Annotated in this window: 23 protein-coding genes, 1 pseudogene and 1 riboswitch; of the genes and pseudogenes, 7 read left to right on the top strand and 17 right to left on the bottom strand. The window is 60.2% G+C overall.

The features are described from left to right. From hemE to CARG_RS00900, 7 genes are all read right to left on the bottom strand, one after another. Entirely contained in the window at positions 1-1,062 is a 1,062-nt protein-coding gene (gene hemE / locus CARG_RS00930; RefSeq protein ID WP_020975509.1) for a uroporphyrinogen decarboxylase, read from the bottom strand. A gap of 74 nt (positions 1,063-1,136) precedes the next feature. After that, positions 1,137-1,628 carry a hypothetical protein gene (locus CARG_RS00925; protein ID WP_020975508.1) on the bottom strand — a complete coding sequence of 164 codons (492 nt, stop codon included), beginning with the start codon at positions 1,626-1,628 and terminating at the stop codon, positions 1,137-1,139. Next, on the bottom strand, positions 1,628-2,584 hold the full coding sequence (gene hemB, locus CARG_RS00920; protein ID WP_052331931.1) for a porphobilinogen synthase: 957 nt from the start codon (positions 2,582-2,584) through the stop codon (positions 1,628-1,630). Before hemB ends, CARG_RS00925 begins: the two co-directional genes overlap by 1 nt. A 114-nt stretch (positions 2,585-2,698) precedes the next feature. Beyond that, entirely contained in the window at positions 2,699-4,402 is a 1,704-nt protein-coding gene (locus CARG_RS00915; protein WP_020975506.1) for a bifunctional uroporphyrinogen-III C-methyltransferase/uroporphyrinogen-III synthase, read from the bottom strand. Between the two features lie 149 nt (positions 4,403-4,551). Further along, complete coding sequence (hemC, locus tag CARG_RS00910) at positions 4,552-5,442, bottom strand: hydroxymethylbilane synthase (protein WP_020975505.1); 891 nt, start codon at positions 5,440-5,442, stop codon at positions 4,552-4,554. Between the two features lie 7 nt (positions 5,443-5,449). Next, entirely contained in the window at positions 5,450-6,739 is a 1,290-nt protein-coding gene (gene hemA, locus CARG_RS00905) for a glutamyl-tRNA reductase (RefSeq protein ID WP_020975504.1), read from the bottom strand. 126 nt (positions 6,740-6,865) lie between these two features. Then, complete coding sequence (locus CARG_RS00900) at positions 6,866-7,123, bottom strand: glutaredoxin family protein (RefSeq protein ID WP_020975503.1); 258 nt, start codon at positions 7,121-7,123, stop codon at positions 6,866-6,868. Between the two features lie 109 nt (positions 7,124-7,232). On the opposite strand from CARG_RS00900, the gene CARG_RS00895 reads away from it, so the two are divergent. Further along, positions 7,233-8,267 carry an HAD family hydrolase gene (locus CARG_RS00895; protein ID WP_020975502.1) on the top strand — a complete coding sequence of 345 codons (1,035 nt, stop codon included), beginning with the start codon at positions 7,233-7,235 and terminating at the stop codon, positions 8,265-8,267. 244 nt (positions 8,268-8,511) lie between these two features. Here CARG_RS00895 and CARG_RS09780 read toward each other — a convergent pair whose 3' ends face one another. The 5 genes from CARG_RS09780 to CARG_RS00875 all read right to left on the bottom strand — a co-directional run bounded on the left by CARG_RS09780 (position 8,512) and on the right by CARG_RS00875 (position 11,729). Continuing rightward, a complete protein-coding gene (locus CARG_RS09780; RefSeq protein ID WP_003855542.1) occupies positions 8,512-8,613 on the bottom strand; it encodes a 30S ribosomal protein bS22 in 102 nt (33 codons plus the stop codon). Between the two features lie 85 nt (positions 8,614-8,698). Beyond that, complete coding sequence (locus CARG_RS00890; RefSeq protein WP_020975501.1) at positions 8,699-8,893, bottom strand: helix-turn-helix domain-containing protein; 195 nt, start codon at positions 8,891-8,893, stop codon at positions 8,699-8,701. Positions 8,894-9,094: 201 nt separating this feature from the next. After that, positions 9,095-9,904 (bottom strand): pyrroline-5-carboxylate reductase, encoded by an 810-nt coding sequence (proC, locus tag CARG_RS00885; RefSeq protein WP_020975500.1) that lies wholly within the window; start codon positions 9,902-9,904, stop codon positions 9,095-9,097. Beyond that, complete coding sequence (locus CARG_RS00880; RefSeq protein WP_020975499.1) at positions 9,904-10,725, bottom strand: hypothetical protein; 822 nt, start codon at positions 10,723-10,725, stop codon at positions 9,904-9,906. The genes proC and CARG_RS00880 overlap by 1 nt, the downstream gene beginning before the upstream one ends. Continuing rightward, positions 10,722-11,729 (bottom strand): Ppx/GppA phosphatase family protein, encoded by a 1,008-nt coding sequence (locus tag CARG_RS00875; protein WP_081761575.1) that lies wholly within the window; start codon positions 11,727-11,729, stop codon positions 10,722-10,724. The genes CARG_RS00880 and CARG_RS00875 overlap by 4 nt, the downstream gene beginning before the upstream one ends. Before the next feature lie 33 nt (positions 11,730-11,762). On the opposite strand from CARG_RS00875, the gene CARG_RS00870 reads away from it, so the two are divergent. Both CARG_RS00870 and CARG_RS00865 read left to right on the top strand, forming a co-directional pair. Next, complete coding sequence (locus CARG_RS00870) at positions 11,763-12,698, top strand: hypothetical protein (protein WP_020975497.1); 936 nt, start codon at positions 11,763-11,765, stop codon at positions 12,696-12,698. Continuing rightward, positions 12,682-15,417: an ABC transporter permease gene (locus CARG_RS00865; protein ID WP_160291983.1), complete on the top strand. Its 2,736-nt coding sequence runs from the start codon at positions 12,682-12,684 to the stop codon at positions 15,415-15,417. Before CARG_RS00870 ends, CARG_RS00865 begins: the two co-directional genes overlap by 17 nt. Before the next feature lie 26 nt (positions 15,418-15,443). Here the strand turns inward: CARG_RS00865 and CARG_RS09775 are convergent. From CARG_RS09775 to mshA, 3 genes and pseudogenes are all read right to left on the bottom strand, one after another. After that, positions 15,444-15,600 (bottom strand): annotated as a pseudogene (locus tag CARG_RS09775) (winged helix-turn-helix domain-containing protein); the annotation flags it as partial. 72 nt (positions 15,601-15,672) lie between these two features. After that, on the bottom strand, positions 15,673-16,419 hold the full coding sequence (locus tag CARG_RS00860; protein ID WP_020975495.1) for a phosphoglyceromutase: 747 nt from the start codon (positions 16,417-16,419) through the stop codon (positions 15,673-15,675). 10 nt (positions 16,420-16,429) lie between these two features. Continuing rightward, a complete protein-coding gene (gene mshA / locus CARG_RS00855) occupies positions 16,430-17,659 on the bottom strand; it encodes a D-inositol-3-phosphate glycosyltransferase (protein ID WP_020975494.1) in 1,230 nt (409 codons plus the stop codon). A gap of 66 nt (positions 17,660-17,725) precedes the next feature. Here mshA and CARG_RS00850 point away from each other — a divergent pair, with 66 nt between their 5' ends. Beyond that, positions 17,726-19,465, top strand: a complete 1,740-nt coding sequence (locus tag CARG_RS00850; protein ID WP_020975493.1) for a long-chain-fatty-acid--CoA ligase — start codon at positions 17,726-17,728, stop codon at positions 19,463-19,465. 169 nt (positions 19,466-19,634) lie between these two features. On the opposite strand, the gene thiC is transcribed toward CARG_RS00850, so the two are convergent. After that, entirely contained in the window at positions 19,635-21,374 is a 1,740-nt protein-coding gene (thiC, locus tag CARG_RS00845; RefSeq protein WP_020975492.1) for a phosphomethylpyrimidine synthase ThiC, read from the bottom strand. Beyond that, positions 21,367-21,501, bottom strand: a riboswitch (TPP riboswitch). It overlaps the preceding gene by 8 nt. Before the next feature lie 13 nt (positions 21,502-21,514). Further along, positions 21,515-22,657, bottom strand: a complete 1,143-nt coding sequence (locus CARG_RS00840) for a UDP-N-acetylmuramate dehydrogenase (protein ID WP_081761571.1) — start codon at positions 22,655-22,657, stop codon at positions 21,515-21,517. A 24-nt stretch (positions 22,658-22,681) separates the two neighbouring features. On the opposite strand from CARG_RS00840, the gene CARG_RS00835 reads away from it, so the two are divergent. The 3 genes from CARG_RS00835 (at position 22,682) to CARG_RS00825 (ending at position 25,152) form a co-directional block, all read left to right on the top strand. Next, positions 22,682-23,170 (top strand): DUF2505 domain-containing protein, encoded by a 489-nt coding sequence (locus tag CARG_RS00835; protein ID WP_020975490.1) that lies wholly within the window; start codon positions 22,682-22,684, stop codon positions 23,168-23,170. Positions 23,171-23,246: 76 nt separating this feature from the next. Continuing rightward, on the top strand, positions 23,247-24,071 hold the full coding sequence (locus CARG_RS00830) for a methyltransferase domain-containing protein (RefSeq protein WP_020975489.1): 825 nt from the start codon (positions 23,247-23,249) through the stop codon (positions 24,069-24,071). A gap of 325 nt (positions 24,072-24,396) precedes the next feature. After that, positions 24,397-25,152 (top strand): LmeA family phospholipid-binding protein, encoded by a 756-nt coding sequence (locus tag CARG_RS00825; RefSeq protein WP_020975488.1) that lies wholly within the window; start codon positions 24,397-24,399, stop codon positions 25,150-25,152. The last annotated feature ends 18 nt before the right edge of the window (positions 25,153-25,170 follow it).

Below are 25,170 nucleotides of genomic sequence, written 5' to 3'. Positions count from 1 at the left end.
CTATCTTTCCTCATGAATGATTTCAACGGCGCGGGTGATGGCGTCGGCGTCGGTGGTGGGCAGGACCCCGTGGCCGAGGTTGAAGATGTGTCCGGTGGCGTTGCCTGCGGCGATGGCGCGGGCGGCTTCGTCTTTGATGCGGTTGATGTGTGTGCGCAGCGCGTCTTCGCTGGCGAAGAGGAGGGCGGGGTCGAGGTTGCCTTGGAGGACTTTGGGTTGTGACGCCGCGGTGATGCGGGAGGCTGCGACGTCGAGGGGGATGCGCCAGTCGACGCCCACGACGTCAGGACCTGCTTCGGCCATGGCGCCGAGGAGTTCGCCTGTGCCGACGCCGAAGTGGATGCGGGGGATGGAGTAGCCTGCGTCGCGGACGCTGGCGAGGATGCGTTGGGAGTAGGGCAAGACGTGGGTGCGGTAGTCGGCTTGTGGGAGGAAACCGACCCAGGAGTCGAAGAGTTGCATGGCGTCGATGCCGGCGTCGAGTTGGGTCCGCAGGAAGGTGGTGATGGTGGGGACGAGGCGTTCCATGAGGGCGTGCCAGTCGTCGGGGCTGTCGTGCATGAGAGCTTTGGTGCGTTCGTGGTTTTTGCTGGGGCCGCCTTCGATGAGGTAGCTGGCGAGGGTGAAGGGTGCTCCGACGAAGCCGATGAGGGCTTGGGTTGGTGTGAGTTCTTCGTTGATGAGGGCGATGCCCTGGGCGACTTCTTCGACGTTCGTGTCGAGGATGGGGAGGGCGTCGATGTCTGCGCGGGTGCGGATGGGGGCGGCCATGACGGGTCCGCGGCCCGGGACGATGTCGACGTCGATGCCTGCGGCTTTTAAGGGGACGACGATGTCGGAGAAGAGGATGGCGGCGTCGACGTCGTGTCGGCGGACGGGTTGCATGGTGATTTCCGCCAGTAGCTCCGGCATGAAGCAGGAGTCCAGCATGGGTATGCCTTCGCGAGCTTGTTTGTATTCGGGAAGGCTGCGGCCTGCTTGTCGCATGAACCAGACGGGTGTGCGTTCGGGTGTTAGGCCCGCTGCGGCTTGGAGGAGGGGCGCTTGCGGTGTCGGCAACATAGGCGCCATTGTGCCAGCACATCAAACCTTGGTGAAAGCGAGTGCCCCCTAAAGCTTGAGAGCTATGTCAACCTTTAGTTTGAGTTATTGTTTTTGTTCTTTTCGGGGCTGCGGTCTTTGAACACGATGTAGGCGGACATGCATGCGAGTACGCCGGTGAGGATGTTTGCCCAGCCGTTGGCGATGAGCAGCGGTGTGGGAATGTCGACTGCGAGGGGGAAGAAGGCGCTGAGGATGCGGCTGCCAAGGAACACGGACCATACCATCAGGATTCGTGACGCCGCGATGGATTCTGGTCTGCGTTGGTAGACGTATGCAGCGACGAGGCCGGAGCAGGTCATGGCGAATTTGATGAATCCTGCAAAGGCGACGGAGCTCCACATGAGCAGCGGGCGCATGGCTTCTACTTGGGCTGCGCCTTCTTCACCTGCGGGCCCATCGGCGCCGACAGCGGAGAATACTTCGTCGAAGAGTTGGGGGTTGGATATCTGGATCCAGCCGAAGACCACTTGGTGGGCCAGTTCCACTACGATCAGCGTCCACCAGAGGCGAACCAGGAGTTTCATCACAGACCTGCCTGGCGGCGAAGTTCGCGGGCGGCGTCTACTGCGGCGTAGGTGAGGATCATGTCGGCACCGGCGCGTTTGATGGATGTGAGTGCTTCCATCATTACGGCGTCACCGTCGACCCAGCCGTTATTGGAGGCGGCTTTGATCATGGCGTACTCCCCCGATACTTGGTATGCGGCAACGGGGACTGGGGAGGTGTCGGCTACGGTGCGCAGAACATCTAGGTAGGGCAATGCCGGTTTGACCATGACGATGTCCGCACCTTCGGCGACGTCGAGTTCGACTTCCAGTAGGGATTCGCGGGCATTGCCGGGGTCCTGCTGGTAGGTGCGGCGGTCACCTTGGAGGCTGGAGCCGACGGCGTCGCGGAAGGGACCGAAGAAGGCGGAGGCGTATTTCGCCGAGTAGGCCATGATCGCAACATCGGTGTGGCCATGATCGTCTAGGCCTTCCCTGATGGCGTCGATTTGGCCGTCCATCATGCCTGAGGGGCTAACCATGTGGGCACCGGCGTGCGCTTGAGCCAGTGCCATGTTCACGTAGAGGTCTAGGGTGGCGTCGTTGTCGACGACGCTGCGGCCCCATCGATCCTGGGTTAGTACGCCGCAGTGCCCGTGGTCGGTGAATTCGTCCAGGCAGGTGTCCGTCATGACGATGACGTCGTCGCCGAAACGCTGGCGCACTGCTGCGATCGCACGGTTAAGGATGCCATCCTCGGCCCAGGCCTGGCTGCCTAGGGCGTCTTTGGTGTCGTCTGCGGGGACGCCAAACAGGTCGATGCAGCGAACGCCCACCGACGCGGCATCATCAATGGCTTTGAGGAGTGTATCCATGGAGTGGCGCATCACGCCGGGCATCGAGGTGATTTCTATGGCCTCGGATTCGGTGGTGACGAACATCGGAAGGATGAAGTCGCTGGGATGCAGGCGAGTTTCAGATACGAGGCCTCGCATCGCTGGGGTCGAGCGAAGCCGACGAGGGCGCCGGACGATCCCGCGGGAGGTGGCATGTGCGGCATGGGCCGCATCATAGCTAGCGTTGGACGAACCCTTGTCGGAGATCACTTGTTAAGAACCAGCCTTTCGAGCACGACGCTTTTTCCTAGGGGGCGGCAACTGGCCTGCCGCGCGGAGGTGAGCCACGTGATCCGCCAGGGCATCGACGAGTTCTGCGACACCCGCGACCTCGGGCTGCACGTCAACACGCAGGCCTAATTCGGTGGCTGCTGCGGCAGCCATGGGCCCGATACAGGCAATGATAGTGCGGGCATGGGGTTTGCCGGCGATGCCCACAAGATTGCGGACTGTGGATGCGGAGGTGAAGCAGACTGCGTCGAAACCGCCGGATTTGATCATTTCGCGGACTTCGGCGGACGGTGGGGCTGCGCGGACGGTACGGTAGGACACGACGTCATCGACTTCCCACCCGAGCGCGTGGATACCGTCGACAAGCACGTCGGTGGCGATGTCTGCGCGCGGCAGGAGGACACGTCCGACGGGGTCGAGGTCTGGGTCGAATTCGGGGAAAACGTCGACGAGGCCTGCGGAGTTCTGCTGGGTCGGTTTGGGCAGCAGTTCCGGTGTGATGCCCAGGGCCTCGATGGCTTCAGCGGTTTTAGCGCCGACCGCCGCGATGCGCACGCCGGCGAAGGAGCGCGAGTCCAGGCCGAATTCTTGTATTTTGGCCCACAGGGAGCGCACGGCGTTAACACTGGTCAGGACGATCCACTGGTAGCGGCCCTCGACGATGCCCTTGATGGCGCGCTCCATTTGCGCGGGGTTGCGCGGCGGTTCCACCGAGATCGTCGGGACTTCCATGGGGATGGCACCGTGGGCGGACAGGCGGGTGGACATGGGGCCTGCCTGCTCCTTGGCGCGAGGCACCAGCACACGCCAGCCGTAGAGCGCACGGTTTTCCCACCAGGCGTACTTGAAACGTTCGTCGACGCTTTTGCCGATGGTGACCACCATGGGCGGTGACGTTGCGAGGACGGGGGCGTCCGTGGCGTCAACATTGCCGAGCATGCCGAGGGTGGTGTCGAAGGTGCGTTGCAAGCGGGTGGTGCCGTTGACGGTGACGCTGACGGGCACTGCGGAGCCCACTCCGCGGTTGAGGAGCTGCTCGGAAATGACGGGCAGTTGTGCGCTGACCACTTGGAGAACCAGCGGCTGGGGTGCACCCACAAGCCCGTCCCACAAGGCGTCATCGGTGGCGAGGACATCCGCGGGGATGGAGGAAATGTCAGTTTCTGTGTAGGTGGAACCTAGGGCGATGCCGGCGAAGGCTGGCACTGTGGAGGGCACTGACATACCGGGCACGATCTGGAAGTTCATTCCAGCGGCCTGTACTGCTTCGATTTCGGATTGGATGCGTTCGCTGCTCAGAGGGTTTCCGGCGACGAGGCGGACGACATCCGCACCTTGACTGAGCCTTTCAGCGAGCATCTCGACGATGTCGGCGGGGGTTGATGCCTCCGGCACGTCGACGATGTCTGCGGCTGAGGGGGGCTCGGGGCGGGGCGGGCGCCTGCGGGAACCTTGTTCTTTGGCTTGTTGGACTAGGCGCTCGTAGTCACGCTCGGTCTCGTCGAGTTTGTCTTGGGGGACGGCCAGTTCGCTGGCGACGACCCCACGCACCCCCGGCAGGACCTGTGGGTCACACACGCACATGCGGGTACGGCTGAGGATCTCGCGGGCACGGATGGTCAGCAAATCCGGATTGCCGGGCCCTGCCCCAACAAACCACACAGTACTGCTAGCCGGAAGTGTCATAAACGTCAGTCAGCCTTAAAATTCGTCGAACACTCCTGGCTTGTTCCCTTGAGGGGTCGGCCAAGAATGAGAGAAACACACGCGCACGCATTCTTAAAGGTGAACACGTCAACCTTTACACGATAAAGCAAACTTCGCCCAGGGTCTAACTACCCGATGTTTAGGCCGCGGGCAGTCAGGTGGGCGCCGACGAGCTCCGCGAGACGTTCGGCCGTGTCTGGACTATTGAGGCAACCACTGACGCTGACTTTCTCGTAGACACCATCGGGATCAAAATGCCCTGCGGTCAGCTTTAATTGATCGCCGTCGATGGTGGCGGATGCGCCGATCGGGGCGGTGCATCCCGCCTGCAAGACGCGCAAAACCCCGCGTTCAGCATCGGTGCATAGTGTGGCTTCGGGGCACGCAATTGAGTTGAGCAGCGTGACAGTATCCTGGTCGTCTGCACGGCATTCGACCGCTAGCGCACCTTGGGCCGGTGCACACAGCAGTTCCTCGGTGTCGAACACGTAGGATGCGTCCGGGAGCACGCCGAGGCGGTTGAGGCCTGCAGCGGCGAGCACCACGGCGTCAAGACGTCCATCGCGGACCTGGCCCATGCGTGAGTCAATATTTCCGCGCAGGGGCACCACGTCGAGGTCGGGACGAAGTGTCCGGATCTGGCCAACGCGGCGGGGGGCAGAGGTGCCGATACGAGCGCCTGATGGGAGCGTGTCCAAGGTCAGCCCATCGCGGGCAACCAGAACGTCCCGGCGATCTTCCCGCTGGGGTACGACAAGGTGGAAGCGGGGATCATCGGCGGAGGGTAAGTCTTTAAAGGAGTGCACGGCGACGTCGATACGGCCATCGTGGAGAGCTTCGCGCAGCGTTTGGGTGAACACGCCAACACCAATGCGCTCAACTGGTGCCTGGGAGCGGTCACCCGGGGTGGAGATGATCTCTAGGCGCCACTGGGCCCCCTGCTGCCCCAGTGCTTCGGCGACGTGGGTGCTTTGAGTACGCGCCAGCGCGCTGCCCCGGGTACCAATCCGCAACACCATATTTTTTCTACCTTTCGTCCAGAGCAAACATGCGCTGTAATACGTCTGAGGATTCCACTGTTTCGTCGGCCTCTACTAGGCGCTTGGCCTGCACAATCGGTTCGTGCAGGAGTTTGTCAGCGACGCGACGCAGCGCAGAGTGCATCTCTTCGGCCTGCTGTTCACTGAGGCCTAGCCGGGCGGTAATGCGCGAGAGCTCTTCTGCGACAACCGCATCCCCGCGGCGTCGCACTGCGGCGATGTCCCCGGAGATTCGGCGTGCGCGCAACTGGCCGGCCACTTGGGATAATTCTTCGGCTACGATCTGCTCAGCCATCTGCTCCCCTGTCGCCGACACCTGGTGGTGGTGCTCACCCAAGCGGGGAATGTTCACCAGTGTTGCCCCATGGTCTTCCACCGAGTCCTGAATATCGCGCGGCATCGACAGGTCGATGAACAAGGGGGTGCGCTGCCCCACCCGGGTCTTCGACGCGGCAACATCTTCACCCCGGATGGTGTAGCTGCGTGCCCCAGTAGCAGAGATAACGACGTCGGCGTCGTCCAAGGCATGCGCCCTGGCATCAAAATCAACGACGCGCGCGGGAACACCGGCCTGCCGGGCATGTTCAGCCAAAGCCTCGGCCCGGCTGCGAGTTCGGTTGGCGATGACCAACTCGGAGGCCTCCAGTCGGCCTGCGTGAGTGGCGGCGAGTGAGGCCATGACCCCAGCACCGAGAACCAAAACGCGGCGCCCCCGAAGCGAGGTAATTCCCGCAACCTCGAACGCCAAGGAGACCATTGATGCTCCGGCGTCGTCGATCTCTGTTTCACTATGAACCCTTTTGCCTGCGCGCAACGCAGATTGGGCGATGCTGTGCAAAACGGGCCCTGCGCCTGCACCGCGGTAGGCCTGGCGCACCTGTCCGATGATTTGCTGCTCCCCCACCACCATAGATTCCAGGCCTGCGGCAACCCTGATGAGGTGTTCAGCTGCCGGCGTTCCTGCGAAGGTGTAGGTTACTGCCCGCACGTCCGACACAGGTATCGCACTGTGTTGAGCAATGACGTCGAGGATGTCCGTGTGGGCAGCAACCATCGCGGCGTCATCGTCCATCTGGTCTGCATCGTTTTCCTGCGCGAGCACCGCATACACCTCGAAGCGGTTGCAAGTGGACACAACCATAGCTTCGGAAATGGTGGGCAGCGACAGCAGGTCGGCGGTGAAAGCGTCTTGTTGTTCCGGCGCCATGCTGAGGCGTTCGAGGATGTCGACGGGCGCGCAGCGGTGCGACGACCCGACACAAACGACCCGATCCATTGGCGATCCTTCAACAAGCGAGAAAACTGTAACCCGAACCAAAATGCTCAAACTTTAGGCTGATACCTATTCCACTATAAAGAATTAGGTTCACTGTCAAGCAAACCTAGACCGCCCACACAGGACTCACAACAAAGCAAGTGCTAACTCACCGTTATCAACCTCCCAGCAGGCAAACTCCTCCCCATCAATGACGACCACCGGTACCCGATCCCCGAACTCCGCAGCAAGCCCGCGATCAGTGTCAACGTCGACGATCTCGAGCATGCAGCCCGCCTGTTCAACCACCGGGGCAATCTGCGCCTGCACCCGGGCACAAGAACCACAGGTACGCCGCACCATCAATTCCACCAGTTTTCCGCCGCCACCCTCAGTCGAAGACATTCGCATCCACCTTTCATCACACTTTTAACCCACGGCCGCAGCCCCACAGTTGACGCAGAGCCTAGGATATATAAAGAACCCCAGACCGACCCCGCCCGAAAGGCACCCGTTGAGCACCACCCCAGAGGAATTCATCGCCCATTGGACAGCCTCACGTGGCAATCTGCGGCGCTTCCTCGAAGAACACGCTTTACCCCCGGTCAATGACCGCGCCCAGCGGACAGCTGGTGAAGCCGCCGCACGTGCCGCATTCACCGCCGTGGCGGATTCCTACGAACTAGAAGAAGAAGACTTCGCCTCCGGAGTCGCTACCGTCAGCGGAGCCTTCCAAGCAGCAGACGCCACCCAACGCGCCGCAGGACACAACACCACCAACCCCTCTCCCACCCCGGCTACCAGCACAGCCGCCTTCTTCGACGTCGACAACACCCTCATCCAAGGCGCCTCAATCATCGTCTTCGCCACAGGCCTGTACCGCCGGAAATACTTCTCCCTGCGTGAACTCATCCCCGTGGCGTGGAAACAATTGAAATTCCGGGTCACCGGAAACGAAAACGCCGATGACGTCGAAGAAGGCCGCCAACAAGCCCTAGAGTTCATCAAAGGGCGCAGCGTCGAGGAACTCGTCACCCTGTGCGAGGACATCGTGGACACCCACATGTCGGACAAAATCTGGCCAGGAACCCAAGCCCTCGTGCAACAACACCTAGACGCCGACGACCAAGTATGGCTCGTCTCCGCCACCCCGGTACAGCTAGCGCAGATCCTCGCCCGCAAGCTCGGCTGCACAGGCGCCCTAGGCACCGTCGCCGAGGTTAAAGACGGCCGATTCACCGGCCGCCTCGTAGGCGATATCCTGCACGGCCCCGGCAAAAAACATGCAGTCGCCGCACTAGCCGCAATCGAAGGCCTCGACCTCGACACATGCACCGCATATTCAGACTCAATTAATGACGTCCCGATGCTCACCATGGTCGGCCACGCCGTTGCCGTCAACCCCGACCGCCAGCTACAGAAAATGGCCCAGCTACACGAGTGGCCGATCGAGGACTACCGCAGCATCCGCAAGGCCATCAAAACCTTCGGCCTACCCGCAGTGCTCGCCGCCGCCGTAAGCCTGACGTGGCGCGTATTACGCCGCTAACTGCAGCGTAACTTTATAGCTGGCGGGGATAAGATCATGTTCTTCACTACACTCGCCTAGCGGCTCATAATCGTTCAGCCCATGACCTTATCCCCACCACATCAAGCATGATTCCGACAACAGTCACCGGGCAGATAAAAACCGTTCAGCCCATGACCTTTCCCCACCACGTCAAAGAAAGCCCCTACATACGCAAACGCACCCCAGGCTGGTACCTTCCTGGGGTGCGTGGATGCGCGAGGACTTACTTGCCGAGTTTCCGTCGCTGAACGCGAGTACGGCGGAGCATCTTGCGGTGCTTCTTCTTGGACATGCGCTTGCGGCGCTTCTTAATAACTGAACCCATGGGGTTTCCTCGCTTTATTACTTCGAAGTCTTAAAATGTACGACTAGCCATCATAGCCTTCTGGCTACGAGTGGCAAAACTTGATCTAGCCCGCAGCGTATGTGGAACTGTTCAAGTAGGCGCTGATTGCGCTTTCGTGCACACGGAATGAGCGGCCCACGCGCACTGCCGGGAGTTCACCGGAATGCACCAGGCGATACACGGTCATTTTTGATACGCGCATCATTTCGGCAACTTCAGCTACCGTCAAGAACTTTCCGTTGTCTTGGTTGTTGTTCATATATATCTACCCTTCAGCCCGTGACGCGCTGTAGGCTTCCCCTCCCACAGTAGGTGTCACGCACGTGCTTGTTATAGCCTAGCGTGAAACCTGTGACTGATGCGACTCAAGTGACAAATATCAAAAAGTTTTAACTCGATAGACGAATGAACGCCCAGCGCACGGGGCACATGGGCGTCATAGGGGGTGTCCGGGAAAGTTTTACCCCCGGCGGCCGATCTGAGCAGAACGCTCGGCACACGCTCGCGTGGCTTTGAAGAACGCCGCGCGGAAACCGCTGGACTCCAGGGACTCGACTGCTGCGACGGTTGTGCCGGCGGGGGAACTGACGTTAGCGCGCAAAACGCTCGGCTCGGAGGAGGATTGCTCCATGAGGTCTGCCGCGCCACCGATTGAGGCGAGGGCGAGCGTGGAGGCCAGCTCCCTTGATAGCCCGAGGCTGACGCCCGAGTCGATGAGGGCCTCGGCGAGGAGGAACACGTAGGCGGGTGAGGAACCAGCGACAGCTGTCACCGCGTCCATGTCCGCTTCGTCTACTACCACCACGATGCCGACGGATTCGAGGATCTCCGTGATGTAGTCCAGTTGTTGCTCGGTGGTGAAGCGTCCCGGCGCGAGGGCGGTCACCCCCTTGGAGATGAGCATCGGGGTGTTAGGCATTGCACGGAACACTGAGGTTCCTGCGCTGAGAGCCTCTTCGAGCGTGGCGATGGTGATGCCTGCGGCCATGGATACAACCGCTACGTCATCACCGATATCTTGTAGCGCGGGGTCCGCTAGAACGGATGTGACGTCTTTGGGTTTGGTACAGATGAAGACTGCGTCGGCGCCATCGACGACTTCTTCGATGGAATCCGATACCCCAACGTGATAGGTGCGGTGTAGATAGTTGCCGCGTTCGGGGCGGCGATTGACGACGCGGATCCGTCCGGGTTCGCGGCCGGCGGCAAGCAGGCCAGCGACCAGGGCTTCACCGATTTTTCCTCCACCAATAACAGCGATGTGTCCCATTAGTGAATCCCGGTGATCAGCGCGGGGCCGAAGGTTAGGACGGCACCAGCCAGAGCAGCAAGGAGCATGCTCAGGCGGTCGCGTTCGGTGCGCATAACGTGCACGATGCCGACGATTCCTGCGGTGGCCAGCAGCGCCAGAATCGGGGCGACGGGCAGCCCCATGTTGGCCCAGAGGTATTCGAAGCCCTTGAACAGGGCTGCACCCAATACGACGGCGATAGCCGACATGAGGATGACCGCGAGGATGGACACTCGGGCGCCGTCCTCGGTGTCGAGCGCTTCGGTGTCGCGCTCTTCGGAACTGGTGTCCCCAGCGTCGAACGGCGGATGCTCCTCGGCAGCCTGAGCGGTTTCCGTGCGCTCACTGGGTGCAAACAAAGCCGATACTGCAGGCACGGCTGGGTCAGCGGGCTCTGCCGCGGACTTGGCCTCTGGCTGGTCTTTAACCTTCGGGATGACCTTGGTTTCGTCGGCAGCAGGCGTAGGCTTGTCCGGCTTGGCTGCAGCCTCGTCAGCCTTCTCGGTCTTGGCCGGCTTGTCTGCCTTCTCTGCCTTGTCGGCCTTCTCAGCGTTGCCAGCCTTGTCCGCATCCTCAGGCTGCGCTTGTAATGCTTCTTCCGGTTCGACGTCGAGAGGAACAGAAGTGTGGCGCGGCTGCTCCGGAACACTATCAACCACCGGCAGATTACCGGTCAACTCCGCGACCGACACGCCGCCTTCCTCAAGGCTGCGCCGGCGGCGCCGCGGACGCGACGTCGTCTGCTCACCCCCTTGGCGGGCTAGCAAATCCGCAACGCTGAGTTTGCCTTCCTCACTCACTTCTTCCGTCCTTCCTTCGAGCCTTGAACCTGGGTGTCCAAAGCGACACCCGTTCCGGCCAGTTCGGTCATTTCCGCCATCGCCGCGGTATCAATCCTGCGGAGGATCACGCCTTCACGCAATGCCCACGGACAAATCTGAAGCTGTTCCAAACCAAGTGCACGCATCGCGGCCTCGGCGACAAGAGCGCCAGCAACGATCTGATGCGAGCGTACAGCACTCACGCCCTCAAGTTCGGCACGATCGGCCGCAGTCATGCGAGAAATAAATGCAATCAGCTGGCGCAGGCCCGGCGCGGTCAGAGTCCTTGTGACCCGAGGCCCAGCAGACGACGGTGCCGCACCTGTGAGCCGGGCGAGGGTCCTGAACGTCTTAGAGGTGCCGACGGCCAGGTCCGCGCGGCCACAATTGCGCATTGCGCGGGCTGGTTCCACCAGTTCGGCGTCAATGTAGTCGCGCAGGATGTTGACCTTTTTGCGTTCTGGCGGGTCGGTGTCGAACCAGTTGTGTGTAAGCCTTGCCGCGCCCAGGTCGAGTGAGAACGCGGCGTCAGGGTTTTCGTCAGTTCCTGTCGACAGTTCGAGGCTTCCGCCGCCGATGTCAAGGTTGGTGATGCGGCCTGCGGACCAGCCGTACCAACGTCGCACCGCTAGGAATGTGAGGCGGGCTTCGTCTTCACCGGACAGGATTTCGAGCCGCACGCCGGTTTCTTTCTCAACAACATCGAGGACGTCGTCGGCGTTGGTGGCTGAGCGGATAGCGGAGGTGGCGAAGGGCAGCAGTTCTTCGCAGCCCAGCTGTGTGGCCAACTCTCGTGCTTCGCCTACGCCCGAGACCAGCTTGGATACGCCTTTGTCGTCGATGGCTCCGTCTTTGTCGAGGAACTCGACGAGTTTCATGGTGGTCTTCCAGTCGCTCATGGCGGTGGGGTGGCCACCGGGTTTCGCATCGACCGCCACGAGATGGACGGTATTGCTTCCCACGTCTAATACACCTAATCGCACACGTCAAGGGTAGACGCTCTAGGGTGTAGAGGTGTGAATCGTGAAGTGTTTCTTGGGTTTCCGGCGAATTCTGCCGCGGGTGCGTCGATCGCCCGGGGTGATGAGCTTACGCCGGATTTCCCCACGGAATGGTTCGAATTTGTTGATCCTGAGGACCCTTTGCACACGATTACGGTGAATGTGACGTGGCTGGAGTCTCATTTTGCGTGTGGGTTTGGTACTGATCGCTGTCGGGGTATTGACGCCGCGTTGCCTTCGGTTGGCTGTTGTAATCACGGCGCATTTTTGTCAGATGAGACCGACAAGGAGCAGTTGGACGATGCAGTGGCGCGGATGCCGCTAAAGTTTTGGCAGTATGCACAGTATGCGGAGCAGTTGGGGGCAGATCCCGCACCCGAGGACCCTTGTGAACCGTGGCTCGAATGGGACGAGTTGGACAATGACGAGGGCGAGCCGGAGCCCGCGTTGAAGACTCGCGTGGTTGATGGTGCCTGTATTTTTGCTAATCGCCCGGGGTGGCCTACGGGCGCGGGGTGTGCGATCCACCAGTGGGCGTTGGATGCTGGTGAGGATTTGACGGTGGTGAAGCCGGAGGTCTGTTGGCAGTTGCCGTTGCGGCGGATTGAGCAGTACGAGGATCGTGCGGATGGGGTAGAGATTCTGCGGACGACGATTACCGAGTATGACCGTCGGGGTTGGGGTGATGGTGGTGAGGATTTTGATTGGTATTGCTCGACGTCTCCGGTCTGTCACGATAACCCGGATCCCATGTGGATCAGTCATCGTGCGGAATTGGTTGCGTTAATTGGTGACGCCGCGTACGAGGTGTTGGCGCGTCACTGTGCGGCACGCAGTCGTGTGGGGGCTGTGTGTGTGCATCCGGCGACTGAAGCGGCGGGCAGGGCTGGGTCGGCGAGCTCCGCGACGTCATTAGTGGATGGTGATGGTGTTGTTGACTCCGCTCAATAGGATTGCTATTCGCACCGCTATCCAGCACAAGGTGCGTTTGGCGTTGACTGTGGTGGCTGTGGTTGTGGGGACGGCGTTTATTGCTGGTTCGATGCTGCTGACGCAGTCGCTCCGGGAATCTTTCGACACCATTGTCGATACTGGTGTGGAGGGTATCGATGTGGGTGTGGTGGGCAGCCAATTGTCCCCACGGGGTGTGCCTTTGAGTGTTGTTGAGCAGATGGAACGGCGCAGTGATGTTTCTGCGGTCAACATTATTGGTGATGGACCGGGGGCTCCCTCTGGCACGAAGCGCATTGGGCAATCCACGTTGGTGATTACCGGTGCGGATGGCCGCCCGCTGCGCACGGGATCGTCCGGCGCGCATCCTTTTGCTTGGTACGGCGATGACACCGTGGGGCCGATCCCGACGATTGTCGAGGGGCAGCCGCCGCAGGAACCAAACCAGATCATGTTGAATGAAAAGGCTGCGGCGCGGGGCGACCTGAGCGTGGGCAGCCCGGTGACGATTGTGACGAGCGCCGGGAAAATTGAGGCGTCGGTGAGCGGGATTTATTCCTCACCGAAGGACACAACAGGGTGGATCGGTGTGTATTTCACCCCGGAGCGTTACCTGGAGCTGTTCACGGATGGCTTGTATGCGCCACAGGTGGCTCTGAGGGCCCAGGGGGTCAGCCCCATGGAGTTACGCAACCGGTTGGGTTTGCAGTACCCCCTGTTGACGCCGTTGTCGCAGGAGCAGATTGCGGACAGGATGGGAAGTGAGCAGGCCACCCAGCTGGAGTTCATGACGTACCTGTTGGCGGCGTTTGGTTTTATCGCACTGTTGGTGGGGGCTGTGATTATTTCCAACACTTTCACGATGGTGCTGCGGCAGAGGCGGCGCGAGTTTGCTCTGTTGAGGAGCATTGGGATTTCCTCGGGGCAGATTTCCCGCTCGGTGCTGGTTGAAGCTGTGTTGGTGGGGGCGGCTGGTTCGCTGGTGGGGATTGTGGCGGCTGTCGGCGTGGTGAGTGCACTGTCGTCAACGGTGGCCTTCTTTGGTGATGATCTGTCGGCGTTTAGTTTCCATGTGACTAAGCAGGCGTTGCTGGTTCCGATGGCTGTGGGGGTTGCGGTGACCGTGCTGGCTGCGATCGAGCCGAGCATCAGGATCGGTAGAACTGCGCCAGTTGATGGGCTTCGCGGCACCGAGTCCCCTGCCGATTCGCGTTCGCGGGTGCGCCCCCTGTTGGGTGTCGCGGCTGTGTGCTTTGGTATCGCTGCCACGGTTGTTGGGGCGTGGGCGACCGCTGCGGAGGGGCGTGAGTTAACAACGGGCTATCGTTTGGGCATTGTTGGTGGCGGCGCCGTCGCCTTCGTGGTGGGCTTGGGGTTGTTGGGCCCGTCGATCACCCGGGGGGCCTCGCCTGTAGTGGGTTGGTTGTTCCTGCCCCACCTTCCGCCCTCCTGGGCTGCGTGGCTGTCGCGTCGGCGTCAAGAGCGCAAGCCTGCTGGGGGCAGGCACCGTGTGGCCCCGCGCGGCCAGCGCCCCATGGCGCGAGCACGACGGGCGGTGGTTCAGCTAGCGACCAACAACAATGCCCGAAACTCCAGGCGCACGGCGGCGACGTCGTTGGCTTTGGCACTCGGCGTGGCGTTGGTAGCGTGCGTGAGCACTTTGGGTGCAACCACTCGGGCTAGCATCGCCGGTGTTGTTGACACGTCGGTCAAGGCGCCGCTGGTTTTGGATTCTTTGGGTTCCAGTGGGCTTGCGGGCAGCACGAGTGCCTTTTCCATTCCCAGTGAGGCGATCGCTGACGTGGATCGGCTTCCGCAGGTCACCGGGACTGGCACTCTGATGTATGCGCCGCTGCAGGTCAATAACTGGAATAACGCCACCACCACTGTGGTGTCCACCAATCTGTCGCCCTTCATTGACATGGGCATCAAGAAGGGTTCCTCGCACTTCAAGGGCCGCCCCGGCGCGATGGTCTCGACGACCTATGCGAAAGAAACTGGCCTGCAGGTTGGTGACTACATCCCGCTCCGCCCCATGGACGGCCAACCTGGTAGCGGCATTGTGGTGCCGGTGGTGGGGATTTATTCGGAAACCAACCTCTTTGGCCACATTGTGGTCAATTCTGCTGCGGCGAGCCGGGTTTTGCCCGACCCCCAGGCCTACACGCGAAAAACGACCTACATTGATCTTTCTGACGCCGCGTTGGCGGATCTGCGGGGCACCCGCGGCGTCATCGAGGATGCGGTGTCTTCTTTCCTCGTGGTTGAGGTCAAAACCAAGCAGGAATACCGTGGCGCGTTGGGCACGCAAATGAACCAGATGCTCTACATCGTGTACGCCTTGTTGGCGCTGGCGGTGCTCATCGCTTTGATGGGGATTACCAACACCTTGCTGCTGTCTCTGAGCGAGCGCACTCGCGAGTTGGGTATGTTACGTGCCGTGGGGTTGCATCAGCGCCAGATTCGCCGCATGGTGCACATGGAAGCCGTGCAGATGTCCATCCTCGGTGTCGCTTTGGGCTTGGGCATTGGGCTGTTTACCGGGTGGGCTGCGGTCAGCGTGCTGCAGTCGCGTGGTTTGGGCGAAATGACTATCCCCTGGCTACAAATCGGTGTGCTGGTGGTGGGCGCCATCGTCACCGGTGAGTTCGCCGCGTGGATTCCCGCCCGGCGCGCCGCGAAAACCCCGCCTTTGGAAGCGATTTCTCACGACGGCTAGACAGCTCGCTGTTTAAGCGCTGGGGTTCAGGCCTCGAATTTGTAACCCAAGCCGCGGACGGTGATGAGGTGCTGCGGCTGCGATGGCTGCGGTTCAATTTTCGCCCGCAGGCGTTTGATCCCGCAGGCGTTTGATGTGGACATCCAGTGTTTTGGTATCCCCCACGTAGTCCGCGCCCCAACGAACAGAAAATACGCCCCCATGACGAGACAGCCGGCGATGAAACCACCGCCGGCTGCACACGCAAAAACTACACTACTTAGCACCTTGAGCTGCAACAGCGGCGGCGCCAGCGGCAGCAGCCTCGGGGTCAAGGTAGGTGCCACCGGGGTTAGTCACCTTGCCATCAGCATCGAGCTCGTATACCAGCGGAATACCCGTCGGAATGTTCAAAGCAGCGATGTCCTCATCGGAAATACCATCAAGATGCTTAACCAACGCACGCAAGGAATTACCGTGAGCCGCAACCAACACGGTCTCGCCACCAAGCACGCGAGGAAGGATCTCAGCCTCGAAGTAGGGCACGAAACGCTCCACAACATCCTTCAGGCACTCAGTGGAAGGAACAACATCAAGGTTCGCGTAACGAGGATCATTGCTCTGCGAGTACACAGAGGTCGACTCCAGCTCCGGCGGCGGAGTGTCGTAAGAACGACGCCACGCCATGAACTGCTCCTCGCCGTACTTATCCTTCGTCTCAGCCTTATTCAAGCCCTGCAGCGCACCATAGTGACGCTCGTTCAAGCGCCAATCGCGCACGACAGGAATCCACAAACGATCAGCAGCATCCAACGCCAAATGAGCAGTGCAGATAGCACGACGCAACAGCGAGGTGTACACGACGTCAGGAAGGATATTCTGCTCCTTCAGGAGCTCACCACCACGCTTGGCCTCGCCCTCACCCTTCTGGGTCAACGCAACGTCAACCCAACCGGTGAATTGGTTGGACTCATTCCACTGGCTCTGGCCGTGGCGCAGCAGGATCAATTTTCCAGTACTCATACACACCACCTTACTCCGCAACAGCGTCACGCACCCCCTGATAGACCTCCTCCAACGACACAGCAGTCTGCCGCCAGCTAAAGCGCTGAGCATGCTCATGCGCAGCCGCCGCCATCGCCAAACGACGCCCGTCATCATCCAACAAACCCGCCAACGCATCGGCCCAATCCGACGGGTCATGCCCATCAACCAACACACCCGTCAACCCATCAACAACAGCAATCGGCAAACCCCCAACCCGAGTAGCAACAACCGGCGTACCCGTCGCCTGAGCCTCCATCGCCACCAAACCAAAAGACTCATTAAAACTCGGCACCGCCAACACATCAGCAGCCCGATAAATGCTCACCAACTCCTCCGGCGGACGCGGCGACAAAAACCTAATCCTGTGCGCAACACCCAACTCCTCCGCCATCTCCTTATACTGCTCCGGTGCCGTTAGAGCACCAGAAGCCCCACCACACACCACCGCATACACACAACGATCGCGATCCCGCGCCAACAACTGCGCCAACGCACGAATCAACACCTGCGGCCCCTTAAACGCCTGCAAACGCCCCACAAACGCCACCACCCGCGCATGCAAAGGAATACCCAAATCTCGGCGCGCCTGCTCCGTCGCACGATCCGTACCCGGAGTAAACAAATCCACATCAGCACCCGGAGCAATCACAACCACACGAGCCCCCGCGGCGTCAGCATCATAATGCCGCACCAAATTGTCATGCTCCTCAATCGTGTTCACCACCAACACATCAGCATTGTCCACAATCTGCTGCTCACAAATACGCCGAGCATCACTTTCCTGCCCATTGTGCAGATTCTTCACCGCAGCCAAAGTGTGCGCCGTATGCACCCACGGCACACCCCACAAACGACGCAACAACCACCCCACCTGACCAGACAACCAGTAATGGGAATGAATCACGTCATAATGCAGACCATAATCCTCCGTCGCCTGCACAATACCCCCCGCAAAAGCCGCCAACTGAGTCGGAAGATCCTCCTTATCAAGCCCCTCATACGGGCCCGCAACCACGTTAAACACCCGGAAATTCTCCGCGACGTCAACAACCCGACCCTGACTAGGCCGCGTCGCCCGAGTAAACACATCCACCTGCACACCCCGCCGGGCCAACTCAACCGCCGTCGAATACACGTACACGTTCATCCCACCGGCATCACCCGAACCCGGCTGCTGCAAAGGGGACGTATGCATAGAAATCATGGCCACGCGCATGCACACCACCCTAAACCACCGACTCGACTAGACTCGTTTCGGGTTAACAAAGGAAAGGGCTCTCCCATGACGGACACCGCACACGCAGCGAACCTCAACAGCAACAGGCCATGGTTGCAGCACTACCCCGAGTGGGTGCCGCACAACCTCGAATACGGCGACACCACCCTGCTCGACGTCTACGACAACAACCTGGCACTCAACGCGGACAAACCCGCCACCTACTTCTTCGGCAAAACACAAACCTATGCCGAACTGGACAAACAAGTCCGCCGCGCTGCCTCCGGCCTGCGCGCATTTGGCGTCCGCCCCGGGGACCGCGTCGCCATCCTGCTACCCAACTGCCCCCAGCACCTCGCCGCGTTCTACGCCGTACTCAAACTGGGCGCCACCGTCGTCGAACACAACCCCCTGTACACCCCGCACGAACTCGAGTACCCCTTCAAAGACCACGGCGCACGCGTCGCCATCTGCTGGGACAAAGCAGCCCCCATGCTCGAAAAACTACGCGGAATCACAGATTTGGAAACCATCATCAGCGTCGACATGACGCTAGCGATGCCCAAAACCCAACAATTCGCGCTCAAACTACCCATCCCCGCCGTACACAAAGCCCGCCAAAAGCTCACCGGCGACGCCCCCAACACAGTGCCGTGGGAAATCCTCCTCGGCAATGCCATCGGCGGTGACGGACGCGACGTCACCACCCCGGACGACGTTACGATCGACACCACCGCACTCATCCTTTACACCTCCGGCACGACCGGTGTCCCCAAGGGCGCACAGCTATCCCACGGCAACCTTTTCGCCAACATCCAGCAAGGCAAAGCCTGGGTACCTGGACTGGGCGAAAAGAGCCAAGAAATCCTGCTGGCCGCACTGCCGATGTTCCACGCTTACGGCCTCACCATGACAGCCACCCTGGGCGTCTATGTCGGCGGCGAGATTGTCCTCCTGCCCGCCCCCGACCTGCGGCTGATCATGAAAATCATGAAGAAGCACACCCCCACCTGGCTGCCAGGCGTGCCAGCCATTTACGAACGCATTGTTGACGCCGCGGAGGAAAGCGGCATCGACATCTCCGGCATCCGCAACAGCTTCTCCGGCGCATCCACCCTGCCCGTCCGCACCGTGGAACGCTGGGAGCAATTCACCGGCGGCCGCCTAGTCGAAGGCTACGGCCTGACCGAAACCTCCCCCATCATCGTCGGAAACCCGATGAACGATGACCGCCGCCCCGGCTATGTTGGTGTGCCTTTCCCCGACACCGATGTGCGCATCGCCAACCCCGACAACCTAGACGAAACACAGCCCTACGGGATGGAAGGCGAAGTGCTGGTTCGCGGACCGCAGGTCTTCCAGGGCTACCTCAACCAGCCTGACGCCACTGAAAAGTCCTTCCACGGCGAGTGGTACCGCACAGGGGATGTCGGCGTGATGGAAGAAGACGGCTTTATCCGCCTGGTGGCGCGCATCAAGGAGGTCATCATCACCGGTGGCTTCAACGTCTACCCCCTTGAGGTGGAGGAAGTACTGCTCGACCACCCAGACATTGAGGACTGTGCGGTCGTCGGTTTGCCCCGCGAAGACGGCTCCGAAAACGTGGTCGCAGCCATCACTTTGGTAGAGGGTGGTGCTCTTGATCCTGATGGGTTGAAGGAATACTGCCGAGAATTGTTGACTCGCTACAAAGTTCCGCGGACATTCTACCACTTTGAGGAGTTGCCTCGCGATCAGATGGGCAAGATTCGGCGCCGTGAGGTGCGGGAGCAGCTGGTCGCCCGCTTGGAAAAGAAGAAGCGCTAGCCTGCCCGCGACCAGGGCTTTGGGAGAATAGAGAGGTGCTATTCTCCCAAAGAATCCCCCACACACCCCAACCTTGTGCAAATAGACCACCCCTAAACGCACAAAGAACCCCAGTACCCGCGTTTTGTCAGTGATTCACTAACAAACTGGTCCGCACCAGCTGGTCGGATCAGTTCCCTACAGGAGGCGTCGTCTGTGTCTTCAACGATGTCAAAGGCACGTACACAGTGCCTCCCTTCGCCTCAAATTCTTCCGACTTTTCCCGCATCCCTGCCTCGATAGCTTCAACGGAATCAAGGCCGTGCTCGGCGGCATAATCACGCACGTCCTGGGAGATTCGCATCGAGCAGAATTTGGGCCCGCACATGGAGCAGAAGTGAGCAGTCTTCGCTGGCTCGGCGGGAAGGGTTTCATCGTGGAATTCGATTGCGGTGTCCGGGTCCAGCGCGAGGGCGAATTGATCGTGCCAGCGGAACTCAAAACGTGCCTTGCTCAGCGCGTCGTCGCGTTCCTGTGCACGGGGATGCCCTTTGCCTAGGTCGGCTGCGTGGGCGGCGATCTTGTAGGTGATCACACCGGTTTTGACGTCGTCTCGGTTGGGCAGACCCAGGTGTTCTTTCGGGGTGACGTAGCACAGCATGGCGGTGCCAGCTTGCCCGATGATTGCCGCGCCGATGGCGGAGGTGATGTGGTCGTAGCCTGGTGCGATGTCGGTGGCGAGGGGGCCGAGGGTGTAGAAGGGGGCGTCGTGGCACCACTCTTCTTCCCATTCGACGTTGACTGCGATTTTGTGCATTGGGACGTGGCCGGGGCCTTCGATCATGACTTGGCAGCCGCGGGAGCGGGCGATGAGTGTGAGTTCGCCGAGGGTTCGTAGTTCGGCGAGTTGGGCTTCGTCGTTGGCGTCGGCGATGGAGCCGGGGCGGAGGCCGTCGCCGAGGGAAAAAGTGACGTCGTAGGAGGCTAGGATGTCACAGAGCTCGGCGAATTCGGTATAGAGGAATGATTCGCGGTGTTCTTTGAGGCACCAGGCTGCCATGATGGAGCCACCGCGGGAGACGATGCCGGTTACTCTGTGTGCGGCTAGGGGGATGTATCGCAGTAGTACTCCGGCGTGCACTGTCATGTAGTCGACGCCTTGTTCGCATTGTTCGATGATGGTGTCTTTGTAGATTTCCCACGTTAGTTTGGTGGGGTCTCCGTTGACTTTTTCTAGTGCTTGGTAGATCGGTACGGTGCCGACGGGTACGGGGGAGTTACGTAGGATCCATTCGCGGGTTTCGTGGATGTCGGCTCCGGTGGATAGGTCCATGATGGTGTCTGCGCCCCAGCGGGTTGCCCACACCATTTTTTCTACTTCTTCTGCGATGGAGGAGGTTACGACGGAGTTGCCGATGTTTGCGTTGATCTTGACGGCGAATTTTTTGCCGATGATCATCGGTTCTATTTCTGGGTGTTTGTGGTTGGCGCAGATCACGGCGCGGCCTGCGGCGACTTCTTCGCGGACTTCTTCTGGTGTGAAGCCTTCGCGTGCTGCGCAGAAGGCCATTTCTGGTGTGATGATGCCGGCACGTGCCCAGGCTAGTTGTGTGGGTACTTTGAGTTCTGGGTGTTCATTGCTTGCTGGTGCTGGGGCGGGTTTGGGCCAGCTGTCGCGGACTTTTTCTAGTCCTGTGTGTAGGTCGAGTTGGGGGTTTTCCAGGGTGTATGGCCCGGAGGTGTCGTATACGTCGAAGTGTTCGCCGTTGGTCAAATCGATGCGGCGGGCGAGGATGTTGAGGGTGAGCCCTTCGAAGTCCACTTGGTTGTAGATTTTGTGGCTGCGGTAGATGGGGCCTGTTGTCAGTTGCCCTGGGGCGGGTGGTGCTGACTTGGTGGATTGCTTGGTTTTTGGGGTGCGTGAGGACACACCTTCTCCTTCCTACGCCGGCATTACCCGGACAGGTTCAAGCGGTCGGCACTCCTGGCGGCTGTTGTTAGCGGCCTGTGGCTTGTGCCCTCTCAGCGAAGCATGGTTCGCTCCCGCGGTGGGTGGACTTTTCTAACCTATCAAAATCCGACCCATACTGGTTCGGGTTCTAGGTGCACCCCGAAAATATTGTTGACGCCGCGTTGGACATCGCGCGCCAAAGCGACGACGTCTGCAGCGGTGGCGTCGCCGCGGTTGGTGAGGGCCAGTGTGTGCTTGGTCGATAGTCGAGCGGGTGCGCCCTCCCCTGGGTAGCCTTTTGTGAACCCGGCCTTGTCGATGAGCCATGCTGCGGATAGTTTGTAGCCGCCATCTACTTCGAAGCAGGGCATTGTGGCGTAGGTGTCGTCTGGTACGTGGGCGGCGATGCATTCGCGCACCTGCTTAATTGACGCGGCGTCAACAATGGGGTTGGTGAAGAAGGATCCGGCGCTCCAGGTGTCGTGGTCGTTTGGGTCGACGACCATGCCTTTGCCGCGGCGTAATCCAAGGACGGCGTCGCGCACTTGGGCTACGGGGCATCGCGCACCGCTGCCTTCTTGCTCTGTGACGCCGAGGGTGCGGGCCAGTTCGCCGAAGCGGAGCGGTGCCGACAATCCATCCGCGCTGAGCTGAAATTCGACTTCCACGACGACCGCGCGACCTGTGAATTTTAGGTTCGAGTAGCGATAGGCCAGGTCCAGTGCCTCGGGCTCTACCCACTCCAGCTCGCCCGATGTGCGGTCGTAGAGCCGCACCCGACGCAGCACGTCCGACACCTCGACCCCGTAGGCGCCGACGTTTTGCACGGGGGTAGCCCCCACGCTTCCGGGGATTCCCGACAAGCATTCCAGGCCGCCCAAGCCACGGTCGACTGTCTGCGCGACTAGGTCGTCCCAGACGACGCCGGCTTGGGCGCGCACGTACACCGGCCCGTCGCCCGCAGAGGTGTCGCAAGCATCAATCTTGACGCCGCGATTGTTCAGCACCACAGCGACCATCGCGACGTCATCATCTGACACGAGGAGATTCGAACCCCCACCCACAACCAACAGCGGTACCGAATGCTCATCCAGCAGGCCTACGACCTGGGCAATCGATTCGGTGGTGTTGCATACTACGCATGCCAGTGGCCGGCCACCGACACGCAGGGTTGTCAGCGAAGCAAACGTTGCCTCCTGCACATCGACGCCGTCGAACGCTCGAAGGCGCGCCATGAGGTCCGGGGTAAGTATCTCAGACATGCATCTAACGGTAGTCTGTTGTCTATGACTTCTCGCGCACAGCACACCGTGACGATCAACCACCCCGCGAATAAAGTGCACGCCGCACTGACCAACGCGGACTACTGGGCTTACAACGTAGCCAACCTCTCCACCGAAGCTGGCGAGGTTCATTCCTTCGACGGCAACGAGGCCGTCCTGTACGAAATCATGCCGATGGACCTTCTGCCGGAGGCCGTGCGCGCCATGATCTCCCAGTCTTTGAAGATCAAGCGCGTCGTCACCGTCAGCGAACTCGATGGGGATTCCTTCACCTTCAATTACACCGCTGATGTGAAGGGCGCACCGGTTGACTTCAAGGGTTCCGTGGCTGCGGCTGGTGCCGACACCACCACTCTGACCTACGACAATGAGGTCAACGTCACCATTCCTTTCATGGGTCCTGCGATTGAGCCGAAGGTTGCGGAAGCACTCGGCGAGCTCGTCGCTAATGAGGGCGCGCTGACCGAAAAGTGGATCTCCGAGAACCTCTAGGCACTGTTTTTTACACGCAGCCCCGCGCACATTGGATTGATTGTGCCGGGGCTGTAGGTTTTTTGGCTTTTTTATCATGGCTGATCACGCACACAATCTTCGGGCGCAGTTCAACGTGACCGCCGGTAAGCCGGTGGGTGTGATTACTCGCGGTACGACCAACACCAATCGGCTTCGCCGCTGCGACCGGTGGATGCGCACTGACCCTGCGGTAATAGCTGCTTTGCGTTCGGCTGGTACGGACCGTCCGCTGGCGGTGGATGTTGGTTATGGGGCTAGTTACGCCACAACCTGTGAGTGGAAGCGAATGCTGGATTCGAGCCCGCACCGTTGCCCCACGGGCCGCCGCTTTGATGTGGAGGTGGTGGGTTTGGAAATTGATCCTGCCCGGGTGTTGCCGCCGAGAGATGGGGTGCGATTCGAGCTCGGTGGGTTTGAGCTTGCTGGTTATCAGCCTCAATTGGTTCGTGCCTTCAATGTACTGCGACAGTATGACGTCGCGCAGGTTGATGCTGCGTGGCAGACTGTGTGCTCACGTTTGGCACCCGGCGGGGTGTTTGTGGAGGGTACCTGTGATGAGCTTGGTCGGCGCATGGCGTGGGTGTTGTTGGGTGCTGAAGGTCCAAGGTCGTTGACGCTGGCGTGGGATCCATGGGATGTGGGGCGGCCGAGTGAGCTAGCGGAGCGTCTACCGAAGGCACTTATTCATCGGAACGTAGAGGGTGATACGGTGCGCGAGCTTCTTGACGAGGCGGATGCTGCGTGGGATCGCGCGGCACCTTTCGCTGCTTTCGGGCCACGAGTGCGCTGGTTTGAGGCCCGAAAGTCTTTGAGATGGCCACACACGCCACAGCGCAGACTACTTCGGGACAATTGGCTGACAGTCCCCTGGTCGTTTTAGTGTGCGGCCGGACTCAGGACCTCACCCGTACATACCATGCGGCAGAAAATCAAGGGAAGTATGAACAAGATAGAATTTTCCATCGCCCCCGCGGCGACAACTGATACAACTGCTGTCACTGCGCGGCGTAATCATGGTGGGACGGGCAGTGGAACCTCCAAGACAGCTAATTAGTTTTGCTTGAAAAGCAGCCTAGCGAACAATGATGTCCCATAACATAGAATCCATAATATTGTGAACTATTTCATAAAAGTGAACGCGCGGGGCGATCCACATCTGCGTTTGCCGCCGCGATCGGGGCTGTTTAGAGGCTAGGGTGGAACGCATGAAAAAAGTTACCGCTGTGTTCGCAGCCCTCCTCGTCCTGGCCGTCGTACTGTTTGCCGGTGGCGAGTTCGCAACGCGCTCGAACATCACCAACGAGCTAAAGAAGGACAACCCGCAAGCGACTATCTCTTTCGGCGCCTACCCCGTATTGCTGGGGGCGCTGCAAAAGAACATTCACCATGTAGAAATTGACAATCCCAGCACGCTCGAAGTGGTTACGGGCGACAACCCGCAAGTCGTCGGCGACCCCGAAGCACATATCACCATTGACGGACTCAATCTTGAAAACGAGGATGCCCCGATTGCCACCACGCTGCACGTGACGACGGTTCTGCCCGATAATTTTATTCTCGCGCAGGCACAATTGGCTATGAAGGAACAGATGTCGCAGCCAAAGAATGCGACATCCTTGGAGGATCTTGCCGGGGCATTGTTCAGCCAACTGGTGAAGATCACAAGCATTACCTCTGAACCTGCAGAGGGAACACTGGCAGTGCAGTTCACCGATGGTGCAGCCGAATTGCACCTCAAGCCAGTGCTCGAGGGCGGGCACGTGGCCTTTGAGGCGACAAATGCTCAGCTGTTTGGAGTAGATTTGCCCGCAGAGGCGACTGCAGCGATCACTGAAGGACTACGTAACTCCGCAGACTCCTTTTCCCAGGGTCTGAAGGTCGACAGCTTTGACGTGACTGACGGGGGCCTGCAGGTCGCATTAAGCGGCACCAACGTTAATCTTGCAGAGTTGGGCCAGTAAAATCGCCGAGATGAGGAC

Source organism: Corynebacterium argentoratense DSM 44202, assembly GCF_000590555.1.
In the GTDB taxonomy this organism is placed as follows: Bacteria; Actinomycetota; Actinomycetes; order Mycobacteriales; family Mycobacteriaceae; genus Corynebacterium; species Corynebacterium argentoratense.
Note: the sequence above shows the minus strand (reverse complement) of the source record. Positions and strands in the feature narration are given on the sequence as shown.

Coding starts and splice junctions, on each gene's coding strand:
- hemE (WP_020975509.1), bottom strand. CDS start 1,062: ATGTTGCCGACACCGCAAGCGCCCCTCCTCCAAGCCGCAGCGGGCCTA.
- CARG_RS00925 (WP_020975508.1), bottom strand. CDS start 1,628: ATGAAACTCCTGGTTCGCCTCTGGTGGACGCTGATCGTAGTGGAACTG.
- hemB (WP_052331931.1), bottom strand. CDS start 2,584: ATGCGAGGCCTCGTATCTGAAACTCGCCTGCATCCCAGCGACTTCATC.
- CARG_RS00915 (WP_020975506.1), bottom strand. CDS start 4,402: ATGACACTTCCGGCTAGCAGTACTGTGTGGTTTGTTGGGGCAGGGCCC.
- hemC (WP_020975505.1), bottom strand. CDS start 5,442: ATGGTGTTGCGGATTGGTACCCGGGGCAGCGCGCTGGCGCGTACTCAA.
- hemA (WP_020975504.1), bottom strand. CDS start 6,739: ATGGATCGGGTCGTTTGTGTCGGGTCGTCGCACCGCTGCGCGCCCGTC.
- CARG_RS00900 (WP_020975503.1), bottom strand. CDS start 7,123: ATGTCTTCGACTGAGGGTGGCGGCGGAAAACTGGTGGAATTGATGGTG.
- CARG_RS09780 (WP_003855542.1), bottom strand. CDS start 8,613: ATGGGTTCAGTTATTAAGAAGCGCCGCAAGCGCATGTCCAAGAAGAAG.
- CARG_RS00890 (WP_020975501.1), bottom strand. CDS start 8,893: ATGAACAACAACCAAGACAACGGAAAGTTCTTGACGGTAGCTGAAGTT.
- proC (WP_020975500.1), bottom strand. CDS start 9,904: ATGGGACACATCGCTGTTATTGGTGGAGGAAAAATCGGTGAAGCCCTG.
- CARG_RS00860 (WP_020975495.1), bottom strand. CDS start 16,419: ATGAGTACTGGAAAATTGATCCTGCTGCGCCACGGCCAGAGCCAGTGG.
- mshA (WP_020975494.1), bottom strand. CDS start 17,659: ATGCGCGTGGCCATGATTTCTATGCATACGTCCCCTTTGCAGCAGCCG.
- CARG_RS00850 (WP_020975493.1), top strand. CDS start 17,726: ATGACGGACACCGCACACGCAGCGAACCTCAACAGCAACAGGCCATGG.
- CARG_RS00840 (WP_081761571.1), bottom strand. CDS start 22,657: ATGTCTGAGATACTTACCCCGGACCTCATGGCGCGCCTTCGAGCGTTC.
- CARG_RS00835 (WP_020975490.1), top strand. CDS start 22,682: ATGACTTCTCGCGCACAGCACACCGTGACGATCAACCACCCCGCGAAT.
- CARG_RS00830 (WP_020975489.1), top strand. CDS start 23,247: ATGGCTGATCACGCACACAATCTTCGGGCGCAGTTCAACGTGACCGCC.
- CARG_RS00825 (WP_020975488.1), top strand. CDS start 24,397: ATGAAAAAAGTTACCGCTGTGTTCGCAGCCCTCCTCGTCCTGGCCGTC.